Origin of the sequence: Pseudarthrobacter sp. BRE9 (genome assembly GCF_031844305.1) — a bacterium.
Lineage (GTDB): Bacteria > Actinomycetota > Actinomycetes > Actinomycetales > Micrococcaceae > Arthrobacter.
This window is the reverse complement of record NZ_JAUZUY010000002.1, coordinates 578,578-602,257: the sequence shown is the minus strand read 5'-3', so window position 1 is coordinate 602,257 and position 23,680 is coordinate 578,578. Positions and strand designations below refer to the sequence as shown.

Here is a 23,680-nt window from a genome sequence, read left to right as displayed (position 1 = left end):
GTGGCGGCCAACCACCGGACACGGCAGTTGCTCCGCTACCTGCCCGTCCTGCCTGCCGTCGTGCTGCTGCTCGTGTTCCTCGCCGGCCCCGTGCTGTGGGCTTTCCACGCCTCGCTCACCAATGCCGGACTGACCGGCCGCTACGCCAGGAACCCCGGTTGGGTGGGGCTGGACAACTACCAGCGGCTGCTGCAGGACCCGGTCTTCCCGCTCTCCCTGGCGCTGACGGTCCTGTTCGTCGCAGGCTCAGCCGTCCTGGGCCAGAACGTGCTGGGACTGGCCCTTGCCGTCCTCATGCGCCGCGCACGTCCCGTCGTCTCGGCGACGGTTGGCACCGCCGTCGTGGCCGCCTGGGTCCTGCCGGAAATCGTGGCTGCGTTCGCCGCCTATGCCTTCTTCAGCCGCGACGGCACGCTCAACCAAATGCTGGGCCGGTTTGGGGCGGCGGAAACTGACTGGCTTTATGCAGTGCCCATGGCCGCCGTGATCCTGGCCAACGTGTGGCGCGGGACGGCCTTTTCCATGCTGGTGTACCGGGCCGCCCTCAACGGTGTCCCGGCGGAGCTGACCGAGGCCGCGCAGATGGACGGTGCCGCTGCCTGGCAGCGCCTGGCCTTCGTGACGCTGCCGGTGATCCGGGGCAGCATCGCCACCAACCTGATGCTGGTCACGCTGCAGACCCTGGCGGTTTTCACCCTGATTTGGGTCATGACTGCAGGCGGACCGGCGAATGGCAGCACCACGTTACCCGTCCTGGCCTACCAGGAAGCCTTCAAGTTCGGCGACATCGGCTACGGCACCGCCGTCGCGTCGGTCCTCATCCTGGTCGGCGCCGTGTTCGGGGCAGGCTATCTCCGCCTCCTGAGGGAGCAGAAGCCGTGAATCAGCGTGCCGCCATCTGGGCGGATGCGGTTCTGCTGCTGATTGGTGCCTGTTTCCTGTTGCCGCTGTTGTGGCTGGTGCTGGGTTCCGTGGATCCGGCCGCCGGACACGGCACCAAGGTTCCGCAGCAGCCCGGGCTGGACAATTTTGCCGCCGTCCTCACCCCGGAGCTGCTGTTTCGTCCGCTGTGGAACAGCCTGTTGCTCTCCGCGGGCACCGGGACGGTCACCCTGGCGGCGGCCGTGCTGGCGGCCTACCCGCTGTCCCGGTACCGGTCCCGGTTCAACACCCCGTTCATGTATGGCATCCTCTTTGGCACCTGCCTGCCCGTCACCGCCATCATGGTGCCCGTCTATGGGCTGTTCGTGCAGCTCCAGCTGCTGGATTCGCTGCCGGCAACGGTGCTTTTCCTGGCCGCCACCAGCCTGCCGATGGCCATCTGGATGACCCGGAACTTCATGGACGCGGTGCCGCTGGCCCTGGAGGAAGCGGCCTGGGTGGACGGCGCCTCAAGGCTGGCAGCCCTGCGTTCGATCGTGCTGCCGCTCATGCGCCAGGGCCTGGGGGTGGTGTTCATCTTTGTGTTCATCCAGGCCTGGGGGAACTTCTTCGTTCCGTTCGTGCTCCTGCTGTCCGAGGGCAGGCAGCCCGCAGCAGTGTCGATTTTCAGCTTCTTCGGCCAGCACGGGGCAGTCGCCTACGGCCAGCTGGCCGCATTCTCGATCCTCTATTCGATCCCGGTCCTGGCCCTCTACGTCATCGTGGCACGGGGCTCCGGGAACTCGCTGGCCCTTGCTGGCGCAGTCAGGGGCTAATCGATATCCTCCAGCACCACGCCGAACGGCAGGGTGTCGTCCAGGTGCGCCTGGTGCCCGGTGGAACCTGGGTTGTAGACGACCCTGACGCCGTGCAGCTTCTCCGCTGCAGACTGCATCAGGATCGGCCTGACCGTATCGATGAACATCTGGCTCTTGTCGGCGAGATATTCCTTGTAACTGGCTGGAAGCTCGATCATGGCAAAAGGATAGACCTGCAGGCCTCGCATGGGGAGGGGTGCCCCTTGCCCGGCTCCGTTTAGCGGGCTCGGATGGAATGGCGGCCCTGGAACGGCGCCGGCCGCCCTTGGCAGACGCTTGCCCCGGCGAAGGAAATTCTGCTGCTGAACGAAACAACCCGTAAAAGTGCGTCTTAATTCGGCGCGGACTTGTCCGGTCCCCGCCCGGGCCCCTAGAGTCGTAGACAAGTTACCGCGGTAACGTGTCAGCGATCCTCCTTCCGGAGGGTGTGGGTGCCCCCATGTGGGCCTGACATTTGCTCACGGACTACTTCATTCAAGGCGTAACAGTCGCGGCTGCGTCCCTGTGGAGTCCCTCCGTGTTCCCCAAACTCAAATTCATTGCCGGATTTCCTGTCCTGTTTCGTCGCCAGGAAACCCCAATGGCCCAAAGCCAAGGACGCAAATGTCACCACCCAGCCTGATTGACGCACACCCAAACCTTTCCGACACCGCTCCGGTGGCCCTTTCCTACGAGCTGTTCCCGCCGCGTTCGCCCGCGGCAGCGGAGACGCTCTGGACCACCATCCGTGAGTTGGAAGCGACTGAACCGGACTACGTCTCCGTGACGTACGGCGCCAGCGGATCCAACCGGGATACCGCCGTCGAACTCATCAACCGGCTCCTGCTCGAAACTACTCTGCGGCCGCTGGCCCACCTCACCTGCGTAGGCAACACCCCGCAGGAACTCGCCGCCATCGTCGGCGAACTGCTGGACACCGGGGTTCGCGGCATCCTTGCCCTGCGCGGAGACCTTCCCAAGGACGCCAGCGCCCCTGCCAGCGGGTCCCTCCGGTACGCCCAGGACCTGATCGAACTCATCCGCCGTGTGGAGCAGCGCCGTTCGGCCCTGTTGTGCGCCGGAAAGATCGCAGTGGGCGTCGCGGCGTACCCCACCCGGCATCCCGAGTCACCCAGTGAAGAGCACGACGTCGAGGTGCTGCTAGCGAAGCAGCGTTCCGGCGCGGATTTCGCCATCACCCAGGTGTTCTTCGAGACCAGGCAGTATGCCGACCTCCTCACCCGGGCCCGCCGCGCCGGCGTGACCATCCCGATCATCCCCGGCGTCATGCCGCTGACCAGCCTCCGCCGGCTCAACCGGCTGGGCGAGCTGACCGGAGTGGAGCCCGCTCCGCAACTGATGGCGCGGCTGGCTGCGGCCGACACCGACATCGAACGTCTCCACATCGGGGTCGACGCCACCGTTGACCTGGCCAATGCCGCCCTTGATGCGGGTGCCCCCGGCATCCACATCTACACCTTTAACGAGCACCAAAGTGCGTTGGAAGTGCTGGACAAGCTTGCCCTTCCGCGGCGCAGCCGCCCCGGCAGCCGCCGGGAATCCTCGGCCCGCAGCCAGCTCGCCAGCTGACCGGCCCGCCACCACACAGCTTCCAATTCATCCGCGCAGCGTTCGTACACGCTGCGTTCATCAGTGCTGCTTTGACAGCGGCACGCCCCCGATCCTCACCTCGACATTTACTCGACCTTTAGGAGTACCCCATGACTGAACAGAACACCGCCCGCACTCCGTTCCCGGCAGCATCACTGCTCGGCTACCCCCGCATCGGCAGCCGCCGTGAGCTCAAGAAGGCCGTCGAAGCCTACTGGGCCGGAAAAATCGACGCCGCCAAGCTGGACGCCGCCGCCAAGGACATCCAGCTGGCCATCGCCAAGCGCCTGCAGGAACTCGGCCTCACCGAAGCCGCCGCCGTCCCCGGCACGTTCTCCTACTACGACCAGGTACTGGACACCACCGCGCACCTCGGCGCCGTGCCGGCCCGTTTCGGCAACCTCCTCAACGCTGAGGGACAGCTGGGCATCGACGGCTACTTCACGCTGGCCCGCGGCAGCAAGGAACAGCAGCCGCTGGAAATGACTAAGTGGTTCGACACCAACTACCACTACCTGGTGCCGGAAATCGGTCCGGAGACCGGATTTACCCTCGCCTCCACCGCCAAGGTTGACGAGTTCGCCTTCGCCCTGGCCAACGGCATCGAGACCCGCCCGTACATCGTGGGCCCGGTCACCTACCTGCTGCTCTCCAAGGCCTCCGACGACGCCCCGGCCGGTTTCAACCCGCTGTCCCGCCTCGGGGACATCCTGCCCGTCTACGTGCGGCTGCTTGAGAAGCTTGCAGCAGCCGGTGCAAGCTGGGTCCAGCTCGACGAACCTGCCCTGGTAGTTGACCAGGACACCCCGGACGGCGAAATCGAAGCCGCCGTTACCCGCGCCTACGAGGTCCTCACGGCGGCGGCCAACCGCCCGCAGATCCTCGTGTCCACCCCGTACGGCTCGCTCGACGGCCAGCTGGACACCCTCGCCGCCACCAACATCGACGCCCTGCACATCGACGTCTTCAAGGGCGCAGTTCCCTCCGCCGCCGCCCTGGCCGGCCTTGGCAACAAAACCCTGGTGGCCGGCGTCGTGGATGGCCACAACATCTGGCGCAACGACCTCGCGGCATCCGCCGCGAAGCTGGACGCGCTGAAGGAAGCCGCCGGCAGGCTCGCCGTCTCCACGTCCACCTCCACCCAGCACGTCCCGCACGATGTTGCGGAGGAAACCCAGCTGTCCGAGCAGCTGCGCAGCTGGCTCGCGTTCTCCGACCAGAAGGCCGTGGAGGTCAAGACCCTGGCCGCGTACCTGGCAGACTCCGCCTCCGCGAAGGCAGCCATAGACGAAGCAACCGCGGTGATCGCATCCCGCGCTACCGCCGAAGGCGTCCGCCGCGACGACGTCCGGACCCGTACTGAAGCCCTGACCGCCGCCGACTTCTCCCGCTCCGAATACTCGGTCCGTGAAGCCGCCCAGGAGGAGGCGCTGCACCTTCCGCCGCTGCCCACCACCACCATCGGCTCCTTCCCGCAGACGTCGGAGATCCGTTCGGCGCGGGCCAGGAACAACAAGGGCGAGCTCACTGACGAACAGTACGCGCAGCTGATGAAGGACGAAATCAAGCGCGTGGTGGAGCTGCAGGAAGAGCTCGGCTATGACGTCCTGGTGCATGGCGAGCCGGAGCGCAACGACATGGTTCAGTACTTCGCCGAGAACCTCGAAGGCTTCGACGTAACGGTCCACGGCTGGGTCCAGTCCTACGGCTCACGCTGCACACGGCCGTCCATCCTGTGGGGTGACGTCACCCGCAGCGCCCCGATCACGGTGGAATGGGCCAAGTACGCACAGTCCCTCACCGCCAAGCCGATGAAGGGCATGCTCACCGGCCCGGTCACCATCCTGGCCTGGTCCTTCGTCCGCGACGACCAGCCGCTGGGCGAGACCGCCAACCAGGTTGGCCTGGCCCTGCGCGACGAGATCGCCGACCTTGAAGCTGCCGGCATCAAGGTCATCCAGGTGGACGAGCCCGCCCTGCGCGAACTGCTCCCGCTCCGCAAGGCAGACCAGGCGGATTACCTGAAGTGGTCCGTTGATTCCTTCCGCCTGGCCACCGCCGGTGCCGCCGACGCCACGCAGATCCACACCCACCTGTGCTACTCGGAGTTCGGCGTGATTATCGACGCGATCGACGGGCTGGACGCCGACGTCACCTCCATTGAGGCTGCCCGCTCCCGGATGGAGGTTGTCCATGACCTCGAGTCCCACGGCTTCGGCCGCGGCGTGGGTCCGGGGGTCTACGACATCCACTCGCCGCGCGTGCCCGGCGAGCAGGAGGTCACTGAACTGCTGGCAACAGCCGTCAAACACGTCCCGTCCCGCCAGCTCTGGGTCAACCCGGACTGCGGCCTGAAAACCCGCGGCTACGCCGAGACCGAAGCGTCCCTGCGCAACCTGGTCAAGGCCACGCAGACTGTCCGCGCGGGACTGCTGGAAGCAGCGAAGTAGCACCAGACAGATACGACGGCGGCTGGTCACGTGAAGTGACCCGCCGCCGTCGTGTTCCAACCATCCATTGCTCCGTAGCTGCCGTTTTGAGCGCGCAAAAGGACGTTTACGGAGCAATCGATTCAGGACTCCCAGACGATCTCGTCGTCGGTTCCTTCATCCGCCACGTGCTGACAGCCAGCCAAGCGGCAGAGATGACTATTGCCAGGATGCTGACCAGTGTGGGTATGGAGTTGCCGGCGGAGAATCCGGATTCCCCGATGATCCACCCCTGAGCCAGGTAGCCCAGCCCGGACAGCGCCATGAGGTAGCCGACAACGCTGGAGACGTGGTGCGTTGCGGCCACCACAACACCCACAAGCACCAGAGCGGCGCCCAGCAGGATGCTCTGGTAGCTGCGCATTCCCCATTCCAGCCAGCGGATGCCCTCGGCCGTGGCAAAACGCGGCATTTTCTCCGTGTCCGGAGCAGCAGCCCACGCGTCCACCGCCTGCTTCAGGGCCACCCCGTCCACCGCCTGCAGGGCAGCGTAGAGCGCAACTGCAGCAGCGGCGGAAAGAGCACCAAGCCGTGCGGTCCATGCCAGCGCGTGGCGCTGGACCCCGGGCGCGGAGCCCAGGGAAGCAAGCGCGGTGCCCAAAGAAACCAGCCCGGCACAAACCAACGCCATGCCAACGAACTGGCCAAGGTGCACTGCGGTCCAGGTACCGCTGTTGGCATACGCAGTGAAGGACGCCACATGGTCGTTCGCGTCGTGGGATTCGGCATGCAGCAGGCCGGCGAGAATCGAAACCACGACGCCGGCCAGCAGCAGCGACGAAGCGAGCCGCCAGGTTCCGCGCCTGTCATCAACTGCCACCATGACCGCCCACCATCCTTCGTGCCCGGCCCTTTTTCGAAGTACCGGCGGGCTCAGGACTCCCAGACGATCTCGTCGTCCACAACGCCGTCCTGGTCGGCGGAGGCCACCAGGACCTCATCGGTGAAGTGCTCTCCCAGGGTGAAGTCCATGACGAAGTAGCGTTCGGGCTGCCCGGGGTAGATGGCCACGTGCCCGAGTTTGAGAGCCTTAAGGAAAACCTCGTTGGTGAGCTGGCTGCGGTCCTGGACGCCGAACACCTTGTGCAGGTGCTCGTCCTTGAGCGCGTTGCAGTGGAAGTGCAGGTACTCCTGCGGGCTGGTGCCTTCCTGCTCAAGTTCCTCGGCGATCATTTCCCGGACCTCGTCCACAAGCTCCGGAAGGAAGCGCAGCCGGTAATCGACCTTGCGGAGCGCGGCTTCATCGAAGTTGTCGTGGGCGGTGACGTTCAGGTCGAGTTCCAGCGGGTGGCCGCGCAGCTCATGTTTGGCGGCAAAGAGATGATCCATGCCGTGGTTGAGCTCGATCTCCCCAAAGTGCTGGCTCGCTACCTTGTTCATATTCTCAACATAGACCCGAAGGGCAGACCATTCCAGCGTTCTGCCCTAATTGACCGCGGTGCGCATTCCGGCAAGGGTTTCGGCCAGGAGGTCAACGAAAAGCTGAACCCGCGCGGTCTTCCGGTCATTGATCAGCAAGGCAAACACGTTCCGCGCCAGCCGGATCTCAGGAACGTCCAGCACCACCACGCCTGCCGGCTTGCTCCGCAGCGCGAGCTCCGGAACCAAAGCCGCCCCCAGCCCTGCGGCAGCCATCTCCAGGCTGGCATGGAAATCATCACTGTGCGCCACCACCCGTGGATGCAGGTTGCAGCCCGCGAACAGCCGCTCGATCACCATCGCGTCGCTGGTGCCCGGATGGTGCATGATCCACGGCATCTCAGAGAGATGGTCGGCGGCGACCTTGGCATCGGCCCGGAAACCCCAGCCGGCAGGCAGCACCACCCGGAAGTCGTCGTCGCCAATCCACTGCCGGTTGATCGTGTTGGGCCAGGCAAAACCGGTCTGGCCCACCTGGAACACCACGGCCAGGTCCAAGTCACCGCCGGTGCGCAGCCCCTGGATGGTTTGGCCGGGTTCAGCCACGGACACCCGCAGATCGATGCCAAGTTTCTTCCACGCCGGGTTCTTCAGGATCCGCGGCAGGACATACGTGGCCAGGCTGGGGAAGATCCCCAGCCGCAGTTCCTGGCTTTCCGTGTCCTGCGTCCTGGACGCGGCGGCCATGAGTGCCTCGATGTCCGTGAGCACCTTCGCGGCGTGCCTGGTCATGACGACGGCGGCTTCCGTGGGAATCACTGCCCGCGCCGAACGCTGGAAGAGGGTTACGCCCGTTTCCCGCTCCAACGCCGACATTTGCTGCGACACGGCCGATGCCGTGTAACCGAGGGTTGCGGCTGCCGCAGCGAACGAGCCCAGCCGCGTGACTTCAAGGAGGGTCTTCAGGTGTACCGGGTTTACCACCAGCCCACAGTACTGCACCCATCCGCCGCCCGTACCGCGCCGAACAACCGTCTGTATACCCAGCCCAGCGACAAATGTTCAGCAGAGGAGCATGAATTGTCACTTTACCCAGCAGGAAGTGCAGGCGGGCGGCGGCGCATCGCCGTGATCGGCAGCGGGGTGGCCGGATTGACCGCCGCCTATGTGCTGAACCGGCAGGACGACGTCACCTTGTTCGAGGCGGATTCGCGGCTGGGCGGCCATGCCCACACCCATGACATCCCGCAGGCTGACGGCAGCGTCATCGGCGTGGACACGGGGTTCATCGTGCACAACGAGCGGACCTATCCCACGCTGCTGCGCTTGTTCGCGGAGCTTGGCGTTGAAACCCAGGACTCCGAGATGAGCATGTCGATCCGCTGCGACGGCTGCGGACTGGAATACGCAGGAGCCAGGGACGGCGCCCGCGGCATCATCGCCAAACCCTCCAGCCTGCTGAACGGCCGCTACCTGCTGATGCTGCTGGAGGTCACCCGCTTTTACCGGAAGGCGAGGGAACTGCTCAATGCCGCGCCGCCGTCGGCTGTCAGCGACGACGTGGAGGTGCCGGAACTGACACTTGGCGCGTTCCTGGAACGGGAGAAGTTCAGCCCCTACTTCATCTCCCACTTCATGACCCCCGTGGTCAGTGCAGTCTGGTCCTGCGATCCCACCACCGCCCTGGCCTATCCCGCGCGGTACCTCTTCACGTTCCTGGGCCACCACGGCATGCTGGGAGTCAAGGGCTCGCCGCAATGGCGCACCGTCACCGGCGGCTCGGGACGGTACGTCGAAAAGCTCGCCGCCACGCTGGCCGACGTCCGGCTCAACGCAGCCGTTACCGCCATCCGGCGCCTGACCGATGGCGTGGAGCTCGCAACGGACAGGGGGCTGGAAGACTTCGACGCGGTCGTGATCGCCACCCATCCCGCGCAGGCGCTCGGGTTCCTGGCTGACGCCACACCCGAGGAGAAGGAGGCGCTGGGCGGGATGCCGTACTCGGTAAACCACACCGTGTTCCACCAGGACCCCGCAGTCCTGCCCGCCGCAGACAACGCCAAGGCGTCCTGGAACTACCGGCTGCCGGCCTGCGACGCCCGCCCGGACAAGGTCCTGGTGAGCTACGACCTGACCCGGCTGCAGCGGCTGACTCCCTTGGACGGCAAGCGGTACCTGGTGAGCCTGGGGGAGTCGGAGCTGATTGCCGGCTCCGCCGTGCTGGAGCGCATGGTCTACGAACACCCGCAGTACACACCCGAATCCCTCCAGGCCCAGCAGACCATCGCCGCGCTGAGCGACAACCGGATTGCCTATGCCGGTGCATACCTTGGCTGGGGATTCCATGAGGACGGCGCCCTCTCCGGCGTCCGGGCCGCTGAAAAACTGGGCCGCAGCTGGCCAGTGCCGCGCGCGGAGGACTCCACCGACTCCTCCGGCGAGGGGGAGCGGGAACTGCTCGCCACGGAACCTGCGTGACCATGGACGCCTCAATCTTCCGCACATCGATATCGCACGTGCGGCGCAGTCCATTGAAGAACGCGTTCACCTACCGGAGCTACAGCTGGTTCGTTGACGTGGACCAGATGCCGCGCCTGCCGTTCCTGCTCCGGCCGCTGGCAGTGTTCCGCGCCGGAGACCACCTGGGCGATCCCGACGCGGGCATCCGGGCCAACGTGGAGCGGTACCTTGTGTCGCAAGGCATGGAGCCCGACGGCGGTCCCATCCATATGCTCACCAGCGCCAGGGTCCTCGGCTACGTCTTCAATCCGCTCACCCTGTTCTGGTGCTACAACTCCACCGGCGAACTGCAGTGCGTGGTGGCCGAGGTCCACAACACCTACGGGGAGCGCCACTGCTACCTGCTGCGGACCGATCCCTCCGGGCGGGCTTCGGTGCCGAAGGCCTTCTACGTTTCACCCTTTAACGACGTCGACGGCGAGTACCGGATGAAGCTCCCGGCACCGGGGGACCGGCTTGCCGTCTCCATCATCCTGGAACGGGAGGGGCACAGGCCCTTCGTGGCCACCATGGACGGCCGGCGCCGGCCCGCCACCATTGCGAACATCCTGGCAGCGGCTTTCGCAGCCCCTGCCGCGCCGCTGCTGGTATCCGCCCTGATCCGGGTACAGGGCATTAAACTCTGGGCAAGACGCCTGCCCGTCGTCGCCAGACCACACCAGACCTCACAGGAGGCAGTTCAATGACCATGACGGACGATAACGGGACCACCGCAGGCCGTCTCGAAGACAAGTCAGGCGGCCAATCCACCGGACGCCTGCCCGCAGCCTGGGGCGCAACGGGGGTGCCGGCGTCGCCAGCCACCATCGATCCCGACCTGTGGCCCGGTGTTGCCCAGCCGCCGTCGGGCCTGAAGGCAGAGCTGGCCGGAAAGGCTGCCGGGCTGCTGTTCAGGGGTGCGGCCAAGCGGCTGCCGCTGCGCGTTGAATACCCGGACGGCACTGTCCTCGGGACGGGCGGCCCGCAGGCCCCCGCGATGACCATGCTCCGGCCCGACGCCTTTGAGGCGCGGATCGGCGACAACGGCCTGATCGGCCTGGGCGAATCCTTCATGGCGGGCGACTGGGAATCTTCGGACCTCGCCGCGCTGCTCGAAGTCTTCGCAGCCTCCGTCGACACGCTGATCCCCGTGCCTCTGCAAAAACTGCGCTCGCTGTACCTGCCCCGGACTCCCCGCCAGGAACGCAACGCCGAACACAACACGCGCAGCAACATCTCCCGGCACTACGACCTGTCCAACGATCTGTTCTCCAACTTCCTGGACTCCACCATGAGCTACTCCTCGGCCCTGTTCCCGGAGGAGGCCGGGCCGCTCCCTGCCGTGACATGGGACTTCCTGGCCGGGGCCCAGCGGGCCAAGATCGACCGGTTGCTGGACAAGGCCGGCGTGGGAGAGGGGACGCGGCTGCTGGAAATCGGCACCGGTTGGGGCGAGCTTGCCCTGCGTGCCGCCGCCCGCGGCGCCAGGGTCTACAGCGTCACCCTGTCCAGTGAGCAGCAGGCGCTCGCGCAGGAACGGATTCAGGATGCCGGATTCGCGGACCGGGTGACGGTGGCCCTGCAGGACTACCGTGCCGTGGAAGGCGAGTACGACGCCGTGGTGTCGGTGGAGATGATCGAAGCCGTGGGGTACGAGTACTGGCCCATCTATTTCCAGACCATCGACCGCGTCCTGGCACCCGGCGGCAAGGTGGCCATCCAGGCAATTACCATGCCGCACGGGCGGATGCTGGCCACCCGCAACGCCTACACCTGGGTGCATAAGTACATCTTCCCCGGCGGATTCCTGCCGTCCGTCCGCGCCATCGAGGGCGTGACCCAGCAGCACACCACACTGCGGGTTCGGGAGCGCATGGGCATGGGCGACCACTACGCGGCCACCCTGCGGCTGTGGGAGGAACGGTTCCTTTCCCGGTCCCGGGAAGTGGGGGAGCTCGGTTTCGATGCCGTCTTCCAGCGGATGTGGCTGTTCTACCTCTGCTACTCGCGCGCCGGTTTCCAGTCGGGCTACCTGGACGTGCAACAGATCGTCCTGGACCGCCGGGAGGCGCAGCTCTAGCAGCCGCAGCCAGCGGCGGGTCCGGCACCCGGGTGCCGGCCGGCGTCGTGCGTTTGATCACCAGAAGGGGTTCCGAAGGTCACTTCGGAGCCCCTTTTTGGTGCCGTCCGCACTCCGCCGGTACTCAACGCGGCAGGGGCGACACGCCGTCTTTTCCACGACACGCTGGGCGTTAAATGTGGCTAAGTACTCCACAGGGTGTGGACCCAGCCCTTAAAAAACCCGGGATCCCGGGCATTTTTACGGCCCTTGCCTGTGGATTAAAGGTGCATTAAATGACATACTTGTAATACATCATCTTGGGGTTCCGAAGAGGCGTCTGCACTAGATGTAGTATCTACATACAGCTTGGGCGGGAACACCGGACGAGCAAGTTTTTCCAGAAAAGGGGACAGGAATCATGACCGTAACGGTTTACACCAAGCCTGCTTGTGTTCAGTGCAACGCCACCTACCGGGCTCTCGACAAAAAGGGCATCACCTACCAGAGCGTTGACATCTCCCAGGACGCCGAGGCCCTCGAGCGCCTGAAGGCACTGGGCTACATGCAGGCTCCCGTTGTGGTCACCGACCAGGACCACTGGTCAGGCTTCCGCCCCGACAAGATCGAGGAACTGGCACTTTCCGCCGTTTCCTCCGTGGCCTAGGAGTTCGGCTTTCCTGCCGGCAACCATCAACCAGCTGAGGTGACTCACGTGGCAGCACCAGCAGCACAGCATGACCACGAGGCCTTACCCATTCACCAGGTTGTTCAGCTCCACGCGGCTCAGCGCGTGGCGGTGTCCCTGCCGTCCGGACCACAGCATGAGGCTGCACCGGTTTCCACCGGCAGCCAGCTCATCTACTTTTCCTCCGCATCCGAGAACACCAGCCGCTTCGTCATGAAGCTTGGCCGCGACTCGGCCCGGATACCGCTCTATCCAAAGGACGCACCCCTCCTCGCCACCCGGCCGTTCGTGCTGGTGGTGCCCACTTACGGTGGCACCGGGGGAGAAGGATCCGTACCCAAGCAGGTCATCCGGTTCCTCAACAACCCGCAGAACAGGAAACTGCTCCGCGGCGTGATTGGCGCCGGCAACACAAACTTCGGGGACAACTACTGCATGGCCGCGGACATCATCGCCGCCAAATGCCAGGTACCCCACCTCTATCGATTCGAACTTATGGGAACGCCGGAAGACGTTACCCGGGTCAACCAAGGATTGGACACGTTTTGGACACGACTGTCGCAGACACAGAAGTAACCAGGTCCCAGAAGCCTGAGATGCCCGCCGCCTACAAGGGGCTGGGCTATCACGAGCTGAACGCCATGTTGAACCTCTACGGTCCCAACGGCGAAATCCAGTTCGGCGCCGACCGCGAGGCCGCCCACCAGTACTTCCTGCAGCACGTGAACAACAACACGGTGTTCTTCCACGACCTGGAGGAGAAGCTCGACTACCTGGTGAAGAACCAGTACTACGAGCGCGAAACCCTGGACCAGTACACGATGAACTTCATCCGTGAGCTGTTCAACCGCGCCTACAAGAAGAAGTTCCGCTTCGAGACCTTTTTGGGTGCCTTCAAGTTCTACACCTCGTACACGCTGAAGACGTTCGACGGCAAGCGCTTCCTGGAGCGTTACGAGGACCGCGTCTGCATGGTGGCCCTGCACCTGGCCCGCGGTAACGAGCAGCTGGCCCTGCAGATGGTGGACGAAATCATCGACGGCCGCTTCCAGCCGGCCACCCCCACGTTCCTGAACGCGGGCAAGAAGCAGCGCGGCGAGCTGGTCTCCTGCTTCCTGCTCCGCATCGAGGACAACATGGAGTCGATCGGACGCTCCATCAACTCCGCACTGCAGCTGTCCAAGCGCGGCGGCGGCGTGGCCTTCGCCCTGACCAACATCCGCGAAGTCGGCGCGCCGATCAAGCAGATCGAGAACCAGTCCTCCGGCGTCATCCCCGTGATGAAGCTCCTCGAAGACAGCTTCTCCTACGCCAACCAGCTTGGTGCCCGCCAGGGTGCCGGCGCCGTGTACCTGCACGCGCACCACCCGGACATCTACCGGTTCCTGGACACCAAGCGGGAGAACGCGGACGAGAAAATCCGCATCAAGACCCTCTCCCTTGGCGTGGTCATCCCGGACATCACGTTCGAGCTGGCCAAGAAGGACGAGGACATGTACCTGTTCTCGCCGTACGACGTCGAACGCGTCTACGGGATGCCGTTCTCTGACGTCTCGGTCACTGAGAAGTACTACGAGATGGTGGACGATTCCCGGATCAAGAAGACCAAGATCAAGGCCCGCGAGTTCTTCCAGACCCTCGCCGAGATCCAGTTCGAATCCGGCTACCCGTACATCATGTTCGAGGACACCGTAAACCGGGCCAACCCGATCGACGGCAAGATCATCATGTCCAACCTGTGCTCCGAGATCCTCCAGGTCTCGCAGCCCACCACGTACAACGATGACCTCTCCTACGCCGACACCGGCAAGGACATCTCCTGCAACCTTGGTTCGTTGAACATCGCCAAGACCATGGACTCGCCGGACTTCGGCCTGACCATCGAGACGGCGATCCGCTCGCTCTCGGCTGTCTCGGACATGTCCAACATCACCTCGGTGCCGTCCATCGCCAAGGGCAACGACCAGAGCCATGCCATCGGCCTGGGCCAGATGAACCTGCACGGCTACCTGGCCCGTGAGCGGGTCCACTATGGTTCCGAAGAGGGCCTGGACTTCACCAACATCTACTTCTACTCGGTGGTGTACCACGCTGTCCGCGCCTCCAACCTGCTGGCCATCGAGACCGGCCAGACGTTCGGCGGCTTCGAGAAGTCCAAGTACGCGTCGGGCGAGTTCTTCGACAAGTACACGGAGCAGGAGTGGGTGCCGCAGACCGAGAAGGTCCGCGAGCTGTTCAAGAACGTGCACATCCCCACGCAGGCCGACTGGTTGGCGCTGAAGGCTTCGGTCATGGAGCACGGCATCTACAACCAGAACCTGCAGGCCGTCCCGCCCACCGGCTCGATCTCCTACATCAACAACTCCACCTCCTCGATCCACCCGGTGGCGTCCAAGATCGAGATCCGCAAGGAAGGCAAGCTGGGCCGCGTGTACTACCCGGCGCCGTACCTGACCAACGACAACCTGGAGTACTACCAGGACGCGTACGAGATCGGCTACGAGAAGGTCATCGACACCTACGCCGCCGCAACGCAGCACGTGGACCAGGGCCTGTCGCTGACGCTGTTCTTCAAGGACACCGCCACCACGCGCGATATCAACAAGGCCCAGATCTACGCCTGGAAGAAGGGCATCAAGACCATCTACTACATCCGTCTCCGCCAGCTCGCGCTGGAAGGGACGGAGGTGGAGGGTTGCGTTTCCTGCATGCTTTAATATTCAACTAAATCGTGCCAGTACGACGGCGGGTGCCCGCCCGCCGTCGTACGCTTTAACTTAGAGAAAACCCACCCAACGCATAGGGGATGACATGACCGAGAAGGTCAAGCTGCTGAGCCACGTCGAGGCCATTAACTGGAACCGCATCCAGGACGACAAGGACGTGGACGTCTGGAACCGCCTGGTCAACAACTTCTGGCTGCCGGAGAAAGTGCCGCTGTCCAACGATGTCCAGTCGTGGAACACGCTGACACCGGCCGAGCAGCAGCTCACCATGCGCGTGTTCACGGGGCTCACCCTGCTGGACACCATCCAGGGCACCGTGGGCGCTGTCTCCCTGATCCCGGATGCGCTGACCCCGCACGAGGAAGCCGTGTACACCAACATCGCGTTCATGGAGTCCGTGCACGCAAAGAGTTACTCCTCGATCTTCTCCACGCTGGCCTCCACCAAGGAGATCGACGAGGCGTTCCGCTGGTCCACGGAGAACGAGAACCTTCAGAAGAAGGCGCAGATCGTCATGGACTACTACCAGGGTGATGACCCCCTGAAGCGGAAGGTTGCTTCCACCCTGCTGGAGAGCTTCCTGTTCTACTCGGGCTTCTACCTGCCCATGTACTGGTCCTCACGCGCCAAGCTGACGAACACCGCTGACCTGATCCGCCTGATCATCCGCGACGAGGCCGTGCACGGCTACTACATCGGCTACAAGTTCCAGCGCGCGCTGGAGACCGTGTCCGAGGAGCGCCGCCAGGAGATCAAGGACTACACGTTCGAGCTCCTCTTTGAGCTGTACGAGAACGAAGTCCAGTACACGCACGATCTCTACGACGGCGTGGGCCTGGCTGAGGACGTCAAGAAGTTCCTGCACTACAACGCCAACAAGGCGCTGATGAACCTGGGCTACGAGGCGATGTTCCCGGCTTCCGTCACCGACGTGAACCCGGCCATCCTCTCGGCACTGTCCCCGAACGCTGACGAAAACCATGACTTCTTCTCAGGATCGGGTTCTTCATACGTGATCGGCAAGGCTGTTAACACTGAAGACGAGGACTGGGACTTCTAGTCCTCTGTGAGAGGTAGACCTAAGTGGCAGAACTCACCCTTATTTGGAAGACGCGAAGTGACGAGTTGGAAGTCTTCCAATTAGGTGCAATTTTTGCTCCTCCCTGCCTACGCTGCCCACTTTTCGGCGGAGTTGACCGGTCGTTGTAACTCCCAAAACGGCTGGTGTTGCAACGACCGTTGCGACGCAACCTTTCCACCCACGTCGGCCGGCGGGACATTACCTTTTGCCCCCGTAACCTTGAACGGACAGAGATTCGCATCTGACGGCCGATGCCGTAGCAAGGCATGCCAGTAGGTGCACGCCCAAGGATTTCAGTGGGCGCCGTGTTTGGTTTCGAGAATCCGGACCGAGTGGCCCAAGGCGTCGTCGGCGCCGCCCTCCGCGTGCAAGACGACATTGTCTCCGTGGATGGGCACTCAAGCCAAAGGCGACATCACGGACCCAGCGTCCATCGCTTCTTCGGCCGGATCGCCCTAGGAGCGATGATGATGTTCAGGTCAATGTATTCGGCGGCGGCGGCAATAGCGGCGGTGCGCTCGTTCATGGTGTCGATCCGGTCGATGGAGGCTGCACATTGTGCTCGCCAGACCGACGGGCATCCCCGAGATGTTGAAGCTGCGTCGCCGGGCATGGTTTCGAGTTCTGAGCATGCCACTGCCCCGGCTGGCCCGCCGAGAACGATATTGTTGAGCGGTGATAACGCCTCAAGTGCAGCGCCGATTCCTGACCATCGAGCAGGTAGCCGAGGAACTCAACGTCGGGCAGCCCCTCGTTCGTGCGCTCCTCCGGACGGGTGAACTCCGCGGGATCCAGATCGGCGGCCGAGGTATCTGGCGCGTGTCCACGACTGACATCGAGGAATACATCAGCCAGGCATATAAAACCACGGCCGAGAGGATCGCTGCGGGGGAAATCCCTGAGGAAGAAACCGAAGGCAACTAATTTGCTATCAGCTTGCCGTGCTGCATCCCTTGCTGCACTCGGCAGTTTTGGTCGTGATCACGAGGTGGGAACAGAAGCTCTCTCGGGGGTGAAACCGGGATGGTCTGTCGGGCCTCGTTCCTCCAATGAACATTGGTAGTTTTGCTGGGTTGGGGGGCGCACTCGTGCCGCCTTTGAAGAAGGAGATGACGTGGCAGTATCAGTTGTTTTTGATGGCGGAGATAAGACGTACGAGGATGGCGGGTCGAAGGAGTACCACTATCTCGTATCGGGCGGGGTTCTCAGCATTGTGGAGAAAGACGGAGATGACTGGCGAGTAGTACGTGAGTACTCACCCAATGGCTGGAACTACGTTGACGGCACCCGGAGGACCATCCCGTTGGGTGAAATTCCGGGCTCTGATGGGAAGAGCCAGGAGCCGGCGTCTCGTTTCGGCAGGTACTAGAGGGGCTAATCGACGGTCAGTGACGTCCGGTAGCTGAGGCTTCCACTCGTTGCCTGCGCGCCAGGCTTTGAACTCTGACTGTTTGGCGCGCAGCTTCGCTGGGATCTGTGCAGCGTTGTTCCCGTCCTACTCGTCACTGCCTGCAAACCCTAAAGCCCGTACCTTTTATTTCGCTGCCGTCCCTTCCAACTGGTGGGCGGAGGCTCCGGCGTCCGGTTGACGAGCCTTGCCGGATAGCGGCGACTTCCTCTGGCCCGAACTTGGCTTGCTTAGAGGTCGATAAAAGCCGGACTTGTCTGCGCCCGCGGCTTGTAGGTCGGACGCATCCGGCAAGAGGCCTTAGCCCGCCTCATTCTCCCAGGGACTCCTGTCGTCCTGCATCGGTCACGCGCTCTGCCACACATCGTCGTGATGTCGCTGTTTCGGTCGTACCGATCTATCTGCCCTACTTCAACTTGGGCGTCGTCGTTTTTCGTACTAGTCCCGCGTGTTTGTCCAGTGCGGCCGGAGATTAACAATTCCGCTTTTGAATTCTCCCATTCTTAACAGTTGTCAATTTCGAAGCAAACGCGCCTTGGGACCTTCGCTGTAACCTGAGTAGCTTGGTTTTTTCCTTTCCGCCCCCAGCCGTCGACGGGGGGTAGCTCCCGGTAGCCGGAAGACTTCTCGTGGCCCCCCGCTGGTTAGACGGCAACGTGGTTGAGTTTAGGTTTGCGCTCTAACCACTGGTAACGATGGCGGTGAAAGAGCCGTCAAGGTTGGGCTTGGTCTCGCTGTGCTGACTGAAGTTGCCAATTACGTCTGCAGCCCCGCCCTTCACCCGGAAGCGGTAGAAGGCGAGGACATGTGATAGAACGTCCAGCACAGCCTCGCTTGCTCGCGAGGGCGATGGTGCATCCTGAAGGAGGCAGTGTGGCGGGGGAGAAGCTTCCGGACATCATGGGCCCTGATCTTGACGTTGTCTTCGTTGGCACGTCCGCGGGGAAGAGGAGCGCCGAAGCCGGGCATTACTACAGCAACGGCGGCAACCGGTTTTACCGCTGGCTGCACCAGACCGGGTTCACCCCAAATCTGCTGAAGCCGACCGACGACCACCTACTGCCTGTCTTTGGGATCGGTCTGACCGACCTCAGCAAGACCTATGCCGGCATGGATGGCAGCGAGGAGCAAAGTGGCAGCTTTGATTGTCAGAGCCTGATTGACCGTCTGACACCCCTCCGGCCCAAAGTCGTAGCTTTCACCGGGAAGCTTGGTGTGGGAGCATTCTTCGGTCCATTCATCGGGCATTACGGCGATGTCTACTTCGGCCCGCAGGATTGGGCAGTGGGCGAAAGCCTCGTGTTTGTCCTGCCGTCAACTTCCTCAGCCAGCCCCGCTACGAGGCCCCTCAAGGGAGTGGATGGGGTCGAGCGGCTGCCTGTCGATTACTGGCATGAGCTGGCGGCCTTTCTGGACCGCTAACGCCGCGAACCGATCCCGGAGTGGGTCATGCAATGACGGATAGCCGGTCAAGATGGAAGTCCGCGATCTCCATGGGAAGGCTTCTTCACCGACGCGACTAGGGGCTGCCGCTCAGATCGACGTGATCGAGGACTACCGTGAGGTGGTCGACGGCGCGTGCACCAGGAACACTAAGACCAAGGCCGCGAGTTCTTCCTGACCCTGGCAGCAGTTTATCGGACTCTCCCGTTAAAGCGATCCCGAGCCGGACGGTTCCCGCAGCATCGAGTGTTCGTCTTTGTGCTGATCGGGGGACTGCTGAAGGTTTGATTGGCACTCTGCCTGAGAGGATTTGATCCGTGCGGGTGAAAGGATGTTCGTCAGTGCCCAAAGCCTTTCCCGAAGAGTTTCGGCCAATGCTAGTGGTTGCAGGCGCGGCAACGACGAGAGCTGCGCGTCGGGGCCGCGTGGGGCTACAGGCACTAAGTGTCGTACGCATTTCCTGCGTGGGACTATTGGTCCGCACGCATGCAATGCGTACACTAATTCTGTGAACAAAGATCTTGGGCAGATGATCCGTGAACGACGTGAGTCGCTGGGGCTGGATCAGGCGACGCTTGCAGCCAACCTGAACGTCGGCCAGCAAGCCGTCAGCGGGTGGGAGAAGGGTCGCTCTCGGCCGCGGCGGGCGACACTAGACGATGTCGCCCGCATTCTCGAAATCGATCTCGATACTCTCCTCGATGCTGGTGGATATTTGCCTCCGGCGCCGGCCGTTCGTGTCCCTGTCCGGCCACTGACACGCGCTCTCCCCCTCGATGAACTGACTGAGGAAAGGTTCGAGGACCTGCTCACCGAGGTGGTGGCCACGTTGCACCAGGACGGGCATGCGAGCAGGTACGGCGGTCGTGGACATAAGCAGCACGGCATTGACATCATCGTCACTGCTAACGGAACGAACCTCGCCACCGGCCAGTGCAAGCGCCACCGAGAGTTCGGCCCGGCCGCTGTAGAGAAAGCAATCAATGAGGTCACGATCGCCGCTCCCAAGAACTATCTGTTCCTATCTCGACTGGTCGCTACTCCCTCCGCACGTAAGGCGGCAGGGAAGCACGCGACTTGGGAACTGTGGGACGGTGAGGACATCTCTCGCCATATCCGGAACCTGCCGCTCGAGCGTGCCGTACGAATCGTCGATAATTACTTCCCGGGTCACCGGGAGTCGTTCCTGGGCATTCCGGCGTCTGGCCCCTGGCTCTTGCCGGAGGAGCACTTCAGCGGCATCCGTGGCACTGTCTTCAACCACGAGTGGAGCCTCGTCGGACGGCAGTTCCAACTGGATCAACTGATGGGCGCGGCCCACCAGAGCGGCGCCGCCGTCGCGTTCCTAACTGGTGCTGGCGGCGTCGGAAAAACGAGACTCCTCAAGGCCTTTGCGGACACCGCGCCAGTAGGCTCCCCGGTCCGGATATTGCCCGGCAACGTGCAAGTGACTGCAGCCGACTTCGAGCTACTGCCCTATGACCCCGAACTCACGATCATCATCGACGACGCCCATGAGATCGGCGAGGTCACCGGCATCGTTTCTGGCATTTGGAGGCGCAATCCAAACGCGAAGGTCATCCTCGCTACCAGGCCTTATGGGTTGCGTACTCTGAAGGAGGAAATGGCACGCCACGGACTGCTTCCCGTGCCACATACGGAGGTTGTGCTTGGAGACCTTGAGTTCGACGAGGCCGTGGCCCTGGCGCATGAAGCGCTTGGCGGGGCAGCGTCTCCAGCCGTCGCACGTCGGCTCGCCGGGCTCACTACGGACTCTCCGCTGGTGACCGTCATCGGGGGTGTCCTGATAAAGGAAGGCCAGCTCGAGCCGACGGCATTGGAGCAGGACGACAACGTTCGACTTCACATCATGCGCGGGTTTCGCGATGCTCTGGTGAACGATCCGTTGTCATATGACCCGCCGATCCGACGCGCAGTATTGGATGCAATCTCTGCCCTACAACCGTTCCGCACTAACGACGAAGCTGCGCGCACATCGCTGAGCGCGATCGTGGGTAAGTCATACGACGAGTTGCACAAGCACTTGCGGAGCCTGGAGAACGCCGGAATCCTGCGGCGGCGCGGCGAGGCTCTGCGAATCGTCCCCGACCTCCTTGGCGACGTGATCCTGACCGAAGCTGCATTTGATGACATCAACCCGCTGGGCACCGGTTACCTCTCACGCATCGAGCCGCTGGTGACGGGGAGTAGCGTCGAGCACCTATTCATCAACGTGAGTCGCGTCGACTGGCAGGTCCGTAACCTCCGTGAGGATGCACCGAGCCTCTCTGACTCCCTTTGGGTTGCTTTCCGGGCCCGTGTCGAGGCTGCCGATGCGTTCGACCGACGCACCTTCGTCGAGACGTTGGCCAAAGTCGCGTACTTCCAACCCACCCGCGCTCTTGAACTGACCCGATGGTTAATCGATAACCCAACAGATCGTCTCGACGGTGACCATGCCGCTTGGCGAAGTCTGCTCCCGGTGGACTACAACGGCGTGTTTGAGGCGGTGCCCGCAGTGATCAAGCTCGCAGCCTTGACCGAAGAGACGCTCCCGGAGGCGCTTGCGCAGTTGTGGAAGTTGGCCCAGGGCGACACGCGCGCTACCAACCCACATCCGAGTCATCCGCTTCGGGTCTTGGGTGAACTAGCTGAGTTCCGTGTCGGGAAGCCTATCTGGTTCAACGAGCTGATCGTCGACTGTGCTTTAACATGGTTCGTGGATGGTCAGCAGTTGTCTCCGTTTGACGTTCTCAAGCCACTGCTCGCGACGGAAGGAGACGAGTCTTCCTTTCGCGGCCACGCAATCACCTTTCAGCCTTTCGCGCTGAACCCGCAAAGCATCATGAGGGTCCGGCAACGAGTCATCGACCTGGCCTTCGAGGAACTAGACTCCCCAGACCTGCGACGTTCGGGAGCCGCAGCGAAGGCCTTGAAGTCCGCAGTGCATCTCCCGACGGGGCGCTTCGGCCGCGAGGTATCGAAAGATGAACGAGCGGGGTGGATCCCGGGCATGGTCGAGACCATCGACCGCCTTGGCGCCAGAGCTGCGGCCGGCGATCTGGATCCTGCGGTTCTCGTCGCTGTCCGTGATGCTCTGTTCTGGCACGACAGTTACGCGTCCGGCCCGACTCAGGAGGCCGCGCAGCGAGCCGTAGAGTCGATTCCGGATGACGTCGAGGCTCTGCTTGGTCTTATGGTTCATGACGGCTGGGGCCGCTTGGTGCGTGGCCGTGGTGACAACTTCGAGGAGATGGAAGCCAAACGCCTGGAACTTATTGGGCAGGTGGTTGAGGCCCTTAAGTCCCACGCGGACGAGGAGGTAGTCGAGCTGCTGATCGCGCGGCTCCGGGCCGACCGGGAAGTCTTTGGCCCGACCGAAGGCTATCCGGGACCCTTGGTGCAGGGACTGATCGACGCTCGCCCGACTCTCGCACCCGCGATGTTGGCGAAAATGCGGGACGCCGCTGCTGTCACGGATCTCGACCCGGTCCTTCCGGTCATCCTCGGCACGTTCGCCATGCACGATCCTGCAGCTGCACTGCTAAGCGCCCGAGGTCTGCTTAGCGGGCCGTCACTAGATCGCCGACGGTCGGTGAGCCAGGCGATGGGTTGGAACCGAGGCCTTCGGGAGCTACATCCCGGGGAACTCGACCTGCTGCTGGAATTGGCCTCTGACTCCGATGTAGTCATACGACGAAATGTGGTCCGGGCGGCTCAACTTCTGATCGGAAGACAGAAGGCAGAAGCGGTCCGTTTGCTTGCACGCCTCCGGTTCGGTGATAGCCAACGTCTGGCTGGTGACTACTTCATGTCGTTCCGCCTTGACGCCGGTATCGCCTGGGATGACTTCTCGGACGCCGAACTTGAGCTAATTCGCCAAGACCTCGTGACGTTGCCAGGTATCGGCGAGTACTCGGTCTCACAGGCGCTTGCGGATCGGTCGGAAACGAACCCGGCGTGGGTCGTCCGACTTCTCCAAGAGCGGGTTGAGTTCGCGGAGACTCTCGGCTCAATCCAGGATTACCAAGCTCTCCCGCACTCCTGGGACAACGACTTGCGGATTCGGGACACGTCAGCCTTCCAAGCGAGCCTGAGTGGCATTCTGGCTTGGATCGCGGAGAAGCTCGACTCATGGCTCCGACGCAAGATGGGCGCCGAAATCTTTCGCGCGGTGGCGGTCAAGTACGACGACCAAGTGCTGGATCTTCTTAGGAAGGCTCTCGCCGGTGGCACGGAGAGCTCGGTACGAGCCGTAGCAGCTGTCCTCCACGAGGCTCCCCGGACTTTGATTTGGGACCAATCCGTCTTCGTGCGCAATGCGCTGCAAATAGCCGACAAGCTGAGCGACGATGTACGGCACCAGATGATGGAAGCCCTATGGTCGGCCACGATTTCCGGTAGCCGGATCGGTACTCCCGGTGAGCCGTTCCAGGAGACGATCGAACAGCGAGACAGGTCGCGCGCACTCGCAGCGGAGTTGCCGGCTGGCTCCATCGAGAGACGGTTTTACGCCGATATGGCGAAGTCGGCCGAAAGGGACATTCAGCGTGAGATCGAAGATGACCTGCCCACCGACGGGCGCAGCTGGTAATAACG

At 63.1% G+C, this 23,680-nt stretch carries 19 protein-coding genes; 15 read left to right on the top strand and 4 right to left on the bottom strand.

Annotation, left to right across the window (positions count from 1 at the left end; all coding sequences use genetic code 11):
• Together Q9R31_RS07680 and Q9R31_RS07675 are read left to right on the top strand one after the other, a co-directional pair.
• On the top strand, positions 1–882 hold the full coding sequence (locus Q9R31_RS07680) for a sugar ABC transporter permease (protein ID WP_311262121.1): 882 nt from the start codon (positions 1–3) through the stop codon (positions 880–882).
• Positions 879–1,697, top strand: a complete 819-nt coding sequence (locus Q9R31_RS07675; RefSeq protein ID WP_311262120.1) for a carbohydrate ABC transporter permease — start codon at positions 879–881, stop codon at positions 1,695–1,697. The genes Q9R31_RS07680 and Q9R31_RS07675 overlap by 4 nt, the downstream gene beginning before the upstream one ends.
• On the opposite strand, the gene Q9R31_RS07670 is transcribed toward Q9R31_RS07675, so the two are convergent.
• Positions 1,694–1,927: a hypothetical protein gene (locus Q9R31_RS07670; protein ID WP_306632517.1), complete on the bottom strand. Its 234-nt coding sequence runs from the start codon at positions 1,925–1,927 to the stop codon at positions 1,694–1,696. The genes Q9R31_RS07675 and Q9R31_RS07670 overlap by 4 nt on opposite strands.
• A gap of 415 nt (positions 1,928–2,342) precedes the next feature.
• On the opposite strand from Q9R31_RS07670, the gene Q9R31_RS07665 reads away from it, so the two are divergent.
• Together Q9R31_RS07665 and metE are read left to right on the top strand one after the other, a co-directional pair.
• Entirely contained in the window at positions 2,343–3,308 is a 966-nt protein-coding gene (locus Q9R31_RS07665; protein ID WP_311262119.1) for a methylenetetrahydrofolate reductase, read from the top strand.
• 131 nt (positions 3,309–3,439) lie between these two features.
• Entirely contained in the window at positions 3,440–5,779 is a 2,340-nt protein-coding gene (gene metE, locus Q9R31_RS07660; protein ID WP_311262118.1) for a 5-methyltetrahydropteroyltriglutamate--homocysteine S-methyltransferase, read from the top strand.
• Positions 5,780–5,885: 106 nt separating this feature from the next.
• Here metE and Q9R31_RS07655 read toward each other — a convergent pair whose 3' ends face one another.
• The 3 genes from Q9R31_RS07655 to Q9R31_RS07645 are packed head-to-tail and all read right to left on the bottom strand — an operon-like array spanning position 5,886 to position 8,161.
• Positions 5,886–6,641, bottom strand: a complete 756-nt coding sequence (locus Q9R31_RS07655) for a hypothetical protein (RefSeq protein ID WP_311262117.1) — start codon at positions 6,639–6,641, stop codon at positions 5,886–5,888.
• 50 nt (positions 6,642–6,691) lie between these two features.
• Positions 6,692–7,198, bottom strand: coding sequence for a DUF2004 domain-containing protein (locus tag Q9R31_RS07650; protein WP_311262116.1), 507 nt, complete (start codon positions 7,196–7,198; stop codon positions 6,692–6,694).
• Between the two features lie 45 nt (positions 7,199–7,243).
• Positions 7,244–8,161, bottom strand: a complete 918-nt coding sequence (locus Q9R31_RS07645) for a LysR family transcriptional regulator (RefSeq protein ID WP_311262115.1) — start codon at positions 8,159–8,161, stop codon at positions 7,244–7,246.
• Positions 8,162–8,257: 96 nt separating this feature from the next.
• On the opposite strand from Q9R31_RS07645, the gene Q9R31_RS07640 reads away from it, so the two are divergent.
• The 11 genes from Q9R31_RS07640 (at position 8,258) to Q9R31_RS07590 (ending at position 23,675) form a co-directional block, all read left to right on the top strand.
• A complete protein-coding gene (locus Q9R31_RS07640) occupies positions 8,258–9,655 on the top strand; it encodes an FAD-dependent oxidoreductase (protein WP_311262114.1) in 1,398 nt (465 codons plus the stop codon).
• The gene (locus Q9R31_RS07635) at positions 9,652–10,383 is read left to right on the top strand and encodes a DUF1365 domain-containing protein (RefSeq protein ID WP_311262113.1); all 732 of its coding nucleotides are present in this window, start codon (positions 9,652–9,654) and stop codon (positions 10,381–10,383) included. The genes Q9R31_RS07640 and Q9R31_RS07635 overlap by 4 nt, the downstream gene beginning before the upstream one ends.
• The gene (locus tag Q9R31_RS07630) at positions 10,380–11,756 is read left to right on the top strand and encodes a class I SAM-dependent methyltransferase (protein WP_311262112.1); all 1,377 of its coding nucleotides are present in this window, start codon (positions 10,380–10,382) and stop codon (positions 11,754–11,756) included. The genes Q9R31_RS07635 and Q9R31_RS07630 overlap by 4 nt, the downstream gene beginning before the upstream one ends.
• Before the next feature lie 400 nt (positions 11,757–12,156).
• Positions 12,157–12,402: a glutaredoxin-like protein NrdH gene (gene nrdH / locus Q9R31_RS07625; RefSeq protein ID WP_013601222.1), complete on the top strand. Its 246-nt coding sequence runs from the start codon at positions 12,157–12,159 to the stop codon at positions 12,400–12,402.
• Between the two features lie 126 nt (positions 12,403–12,528).
• Positions 12,529–12,999 carry a class Ib ribonucleoside-diphosphate reductase assembly flavoprotein NrdI gene (nrdI, locus tag Q9R31_RS07620; RefSeq protein ID WP_311262202.1) on the top strand — a complete coding sequence of 157 codons (471 nt, stop codon included), beginning with the start codon at positions 12,529–12,531 and terminating at the stop codon, positions 12,997–12,999.
• 20 nt (positions 13,000–13,019) lie between these two features.
• Positions 13,020–15,140 carry a class 1b ribonucleoside-diphosphate reductase subunit alpha gene (gene nrdE / locus Q9R31_RS07615; protein WP_110540837.1) on the top strand — a complete coding sequence of 707 codons (2,121 nt, stop codon included), beginning with the start codon at positions 13,020–13,022 and terminating at the stop codon, positions 15,138–15,140.
• 94 nt (positions 15,141–15,234) lie between these two features.
• The gene (nrdF, locus tag Q9R31_RS07610) at positions 15,235–16,209 is read left to right on the top strand and encodes a class 1b ribonucleoside-diphosphate reductase subunit beta (protein ID WP_311262111.1); all 975 of its coding nucleotides are present in this window, start codon (positions 15,235–15,237) and stop codon (positions 16,207–16,209) included.
• A gap of 711 nt (positions 16,210–16,920) precedes the next feature.
• The gene (locus tag Q9R31_RS07605) at positions 16,921–17,154 is read left to right on the top strand and encodes a helix-turn-helix domain-containing protein (RefSeq protein ID WP_311262110.1); all 234 of its coding nucleotides are present in this window, start codon (positions 16,921–16,923) and stop codon (positions 17,152–17,154) included.
• Between the two features lie 190 nt (positions 17,155–17,344).
• Entirely contained in the window at positions 17,345–17,599 is a 255-nt protein-coding gene (locus Q9R31_RS07600; protein ID WP_311262109.1) for a hypothetical protein, read from the top strand.
• Positions 17,600–18,511: 912 nt separating this feature from the next.
• Entirely contained in the window at positions 18,512–19,060 is a 549-nt protein-coding gene (locus Q9R31_RS07595) for a mismatch-specific DNA-glycosylase (RefSeq protein WP_311262108.1), read from the top strand.
• A 529-nt stretch (positions 19,061–19,589) separates the two neighbouring features.
• Positions 19,590–23,675: a helix-turn-helix domain-containing protein gene (locus Q9R31_RS07590; RefSeq protein WP_311262107.1), complete on the top strand. Its 4,086-nt coding sequence runs from the start codon at positions 19,590–19,592 to the stop codon at positions 23,673–23,675.
• Positions 23,676–23,680: the final 5 nt, after the last annotated feature.

Coding starts and splice junctions, on each gene's coding strand:
- metE (WP_311262118.1), top strand. CDS start 3,440: ATGACTGAACAGAACACCGCCCGCACTCCGTTCCCGGCAGCATCACTG.
- Q9R31_RS07655 (WP_311262117.1), bottom strand. CDS start 6,641: ATGGTGGCAGTTGATGACAGGCGCGGAACCTGGCGGCTCGCTTCGTCG.
- Q9R31_RS07630 (WP_311262112.1), top strand. CDS start 10,380: ATGACCATGACGGACGATAACGGGACCACCGCAGGCCGTCTCGAAGAC.
- Q9R31_RS07670 (WP_306632517.1), bottom strand. CDS start 1,927: ATGCGAGGCCTGCAGGTCTATCCTTTTGCCATGATCGAGCTTCCAGCC.
- Q9R31_RS07650 (WP_311262116.1), bottom strand. CDS start 7,198: ATGAACAAGGTAGCGAGCCAGCACTTTGGGGAGATCGAGCTCAACCAC.
- nrdF (WP_311262111.1), top strand. CDS start 15,235: ATGACCGAGAAGGTCAAGCTGCTGAGCCACGTCGAGGCCATTAACTGG.
- nrdE (WP_110540837.1), top strand. CDS start 13,020: ATGCCCGCCGCCTACAAGGGGCTGGGCTATCACGAGCTGAACGCCATG.
- Q9R31_RS07665 (WP_311262119.1), top strand. CDS start 2,343: ATGTCACCACCCAGCCTGATTGACGCACACCCAAACCTTTCCGACACC.
- nrdH (WP_013601222.1), top strand. CDS start 12,157: ATGACCGTAACGGTTTACACCAAGCCTGCTTGTGTTCAGTGCAACGCC.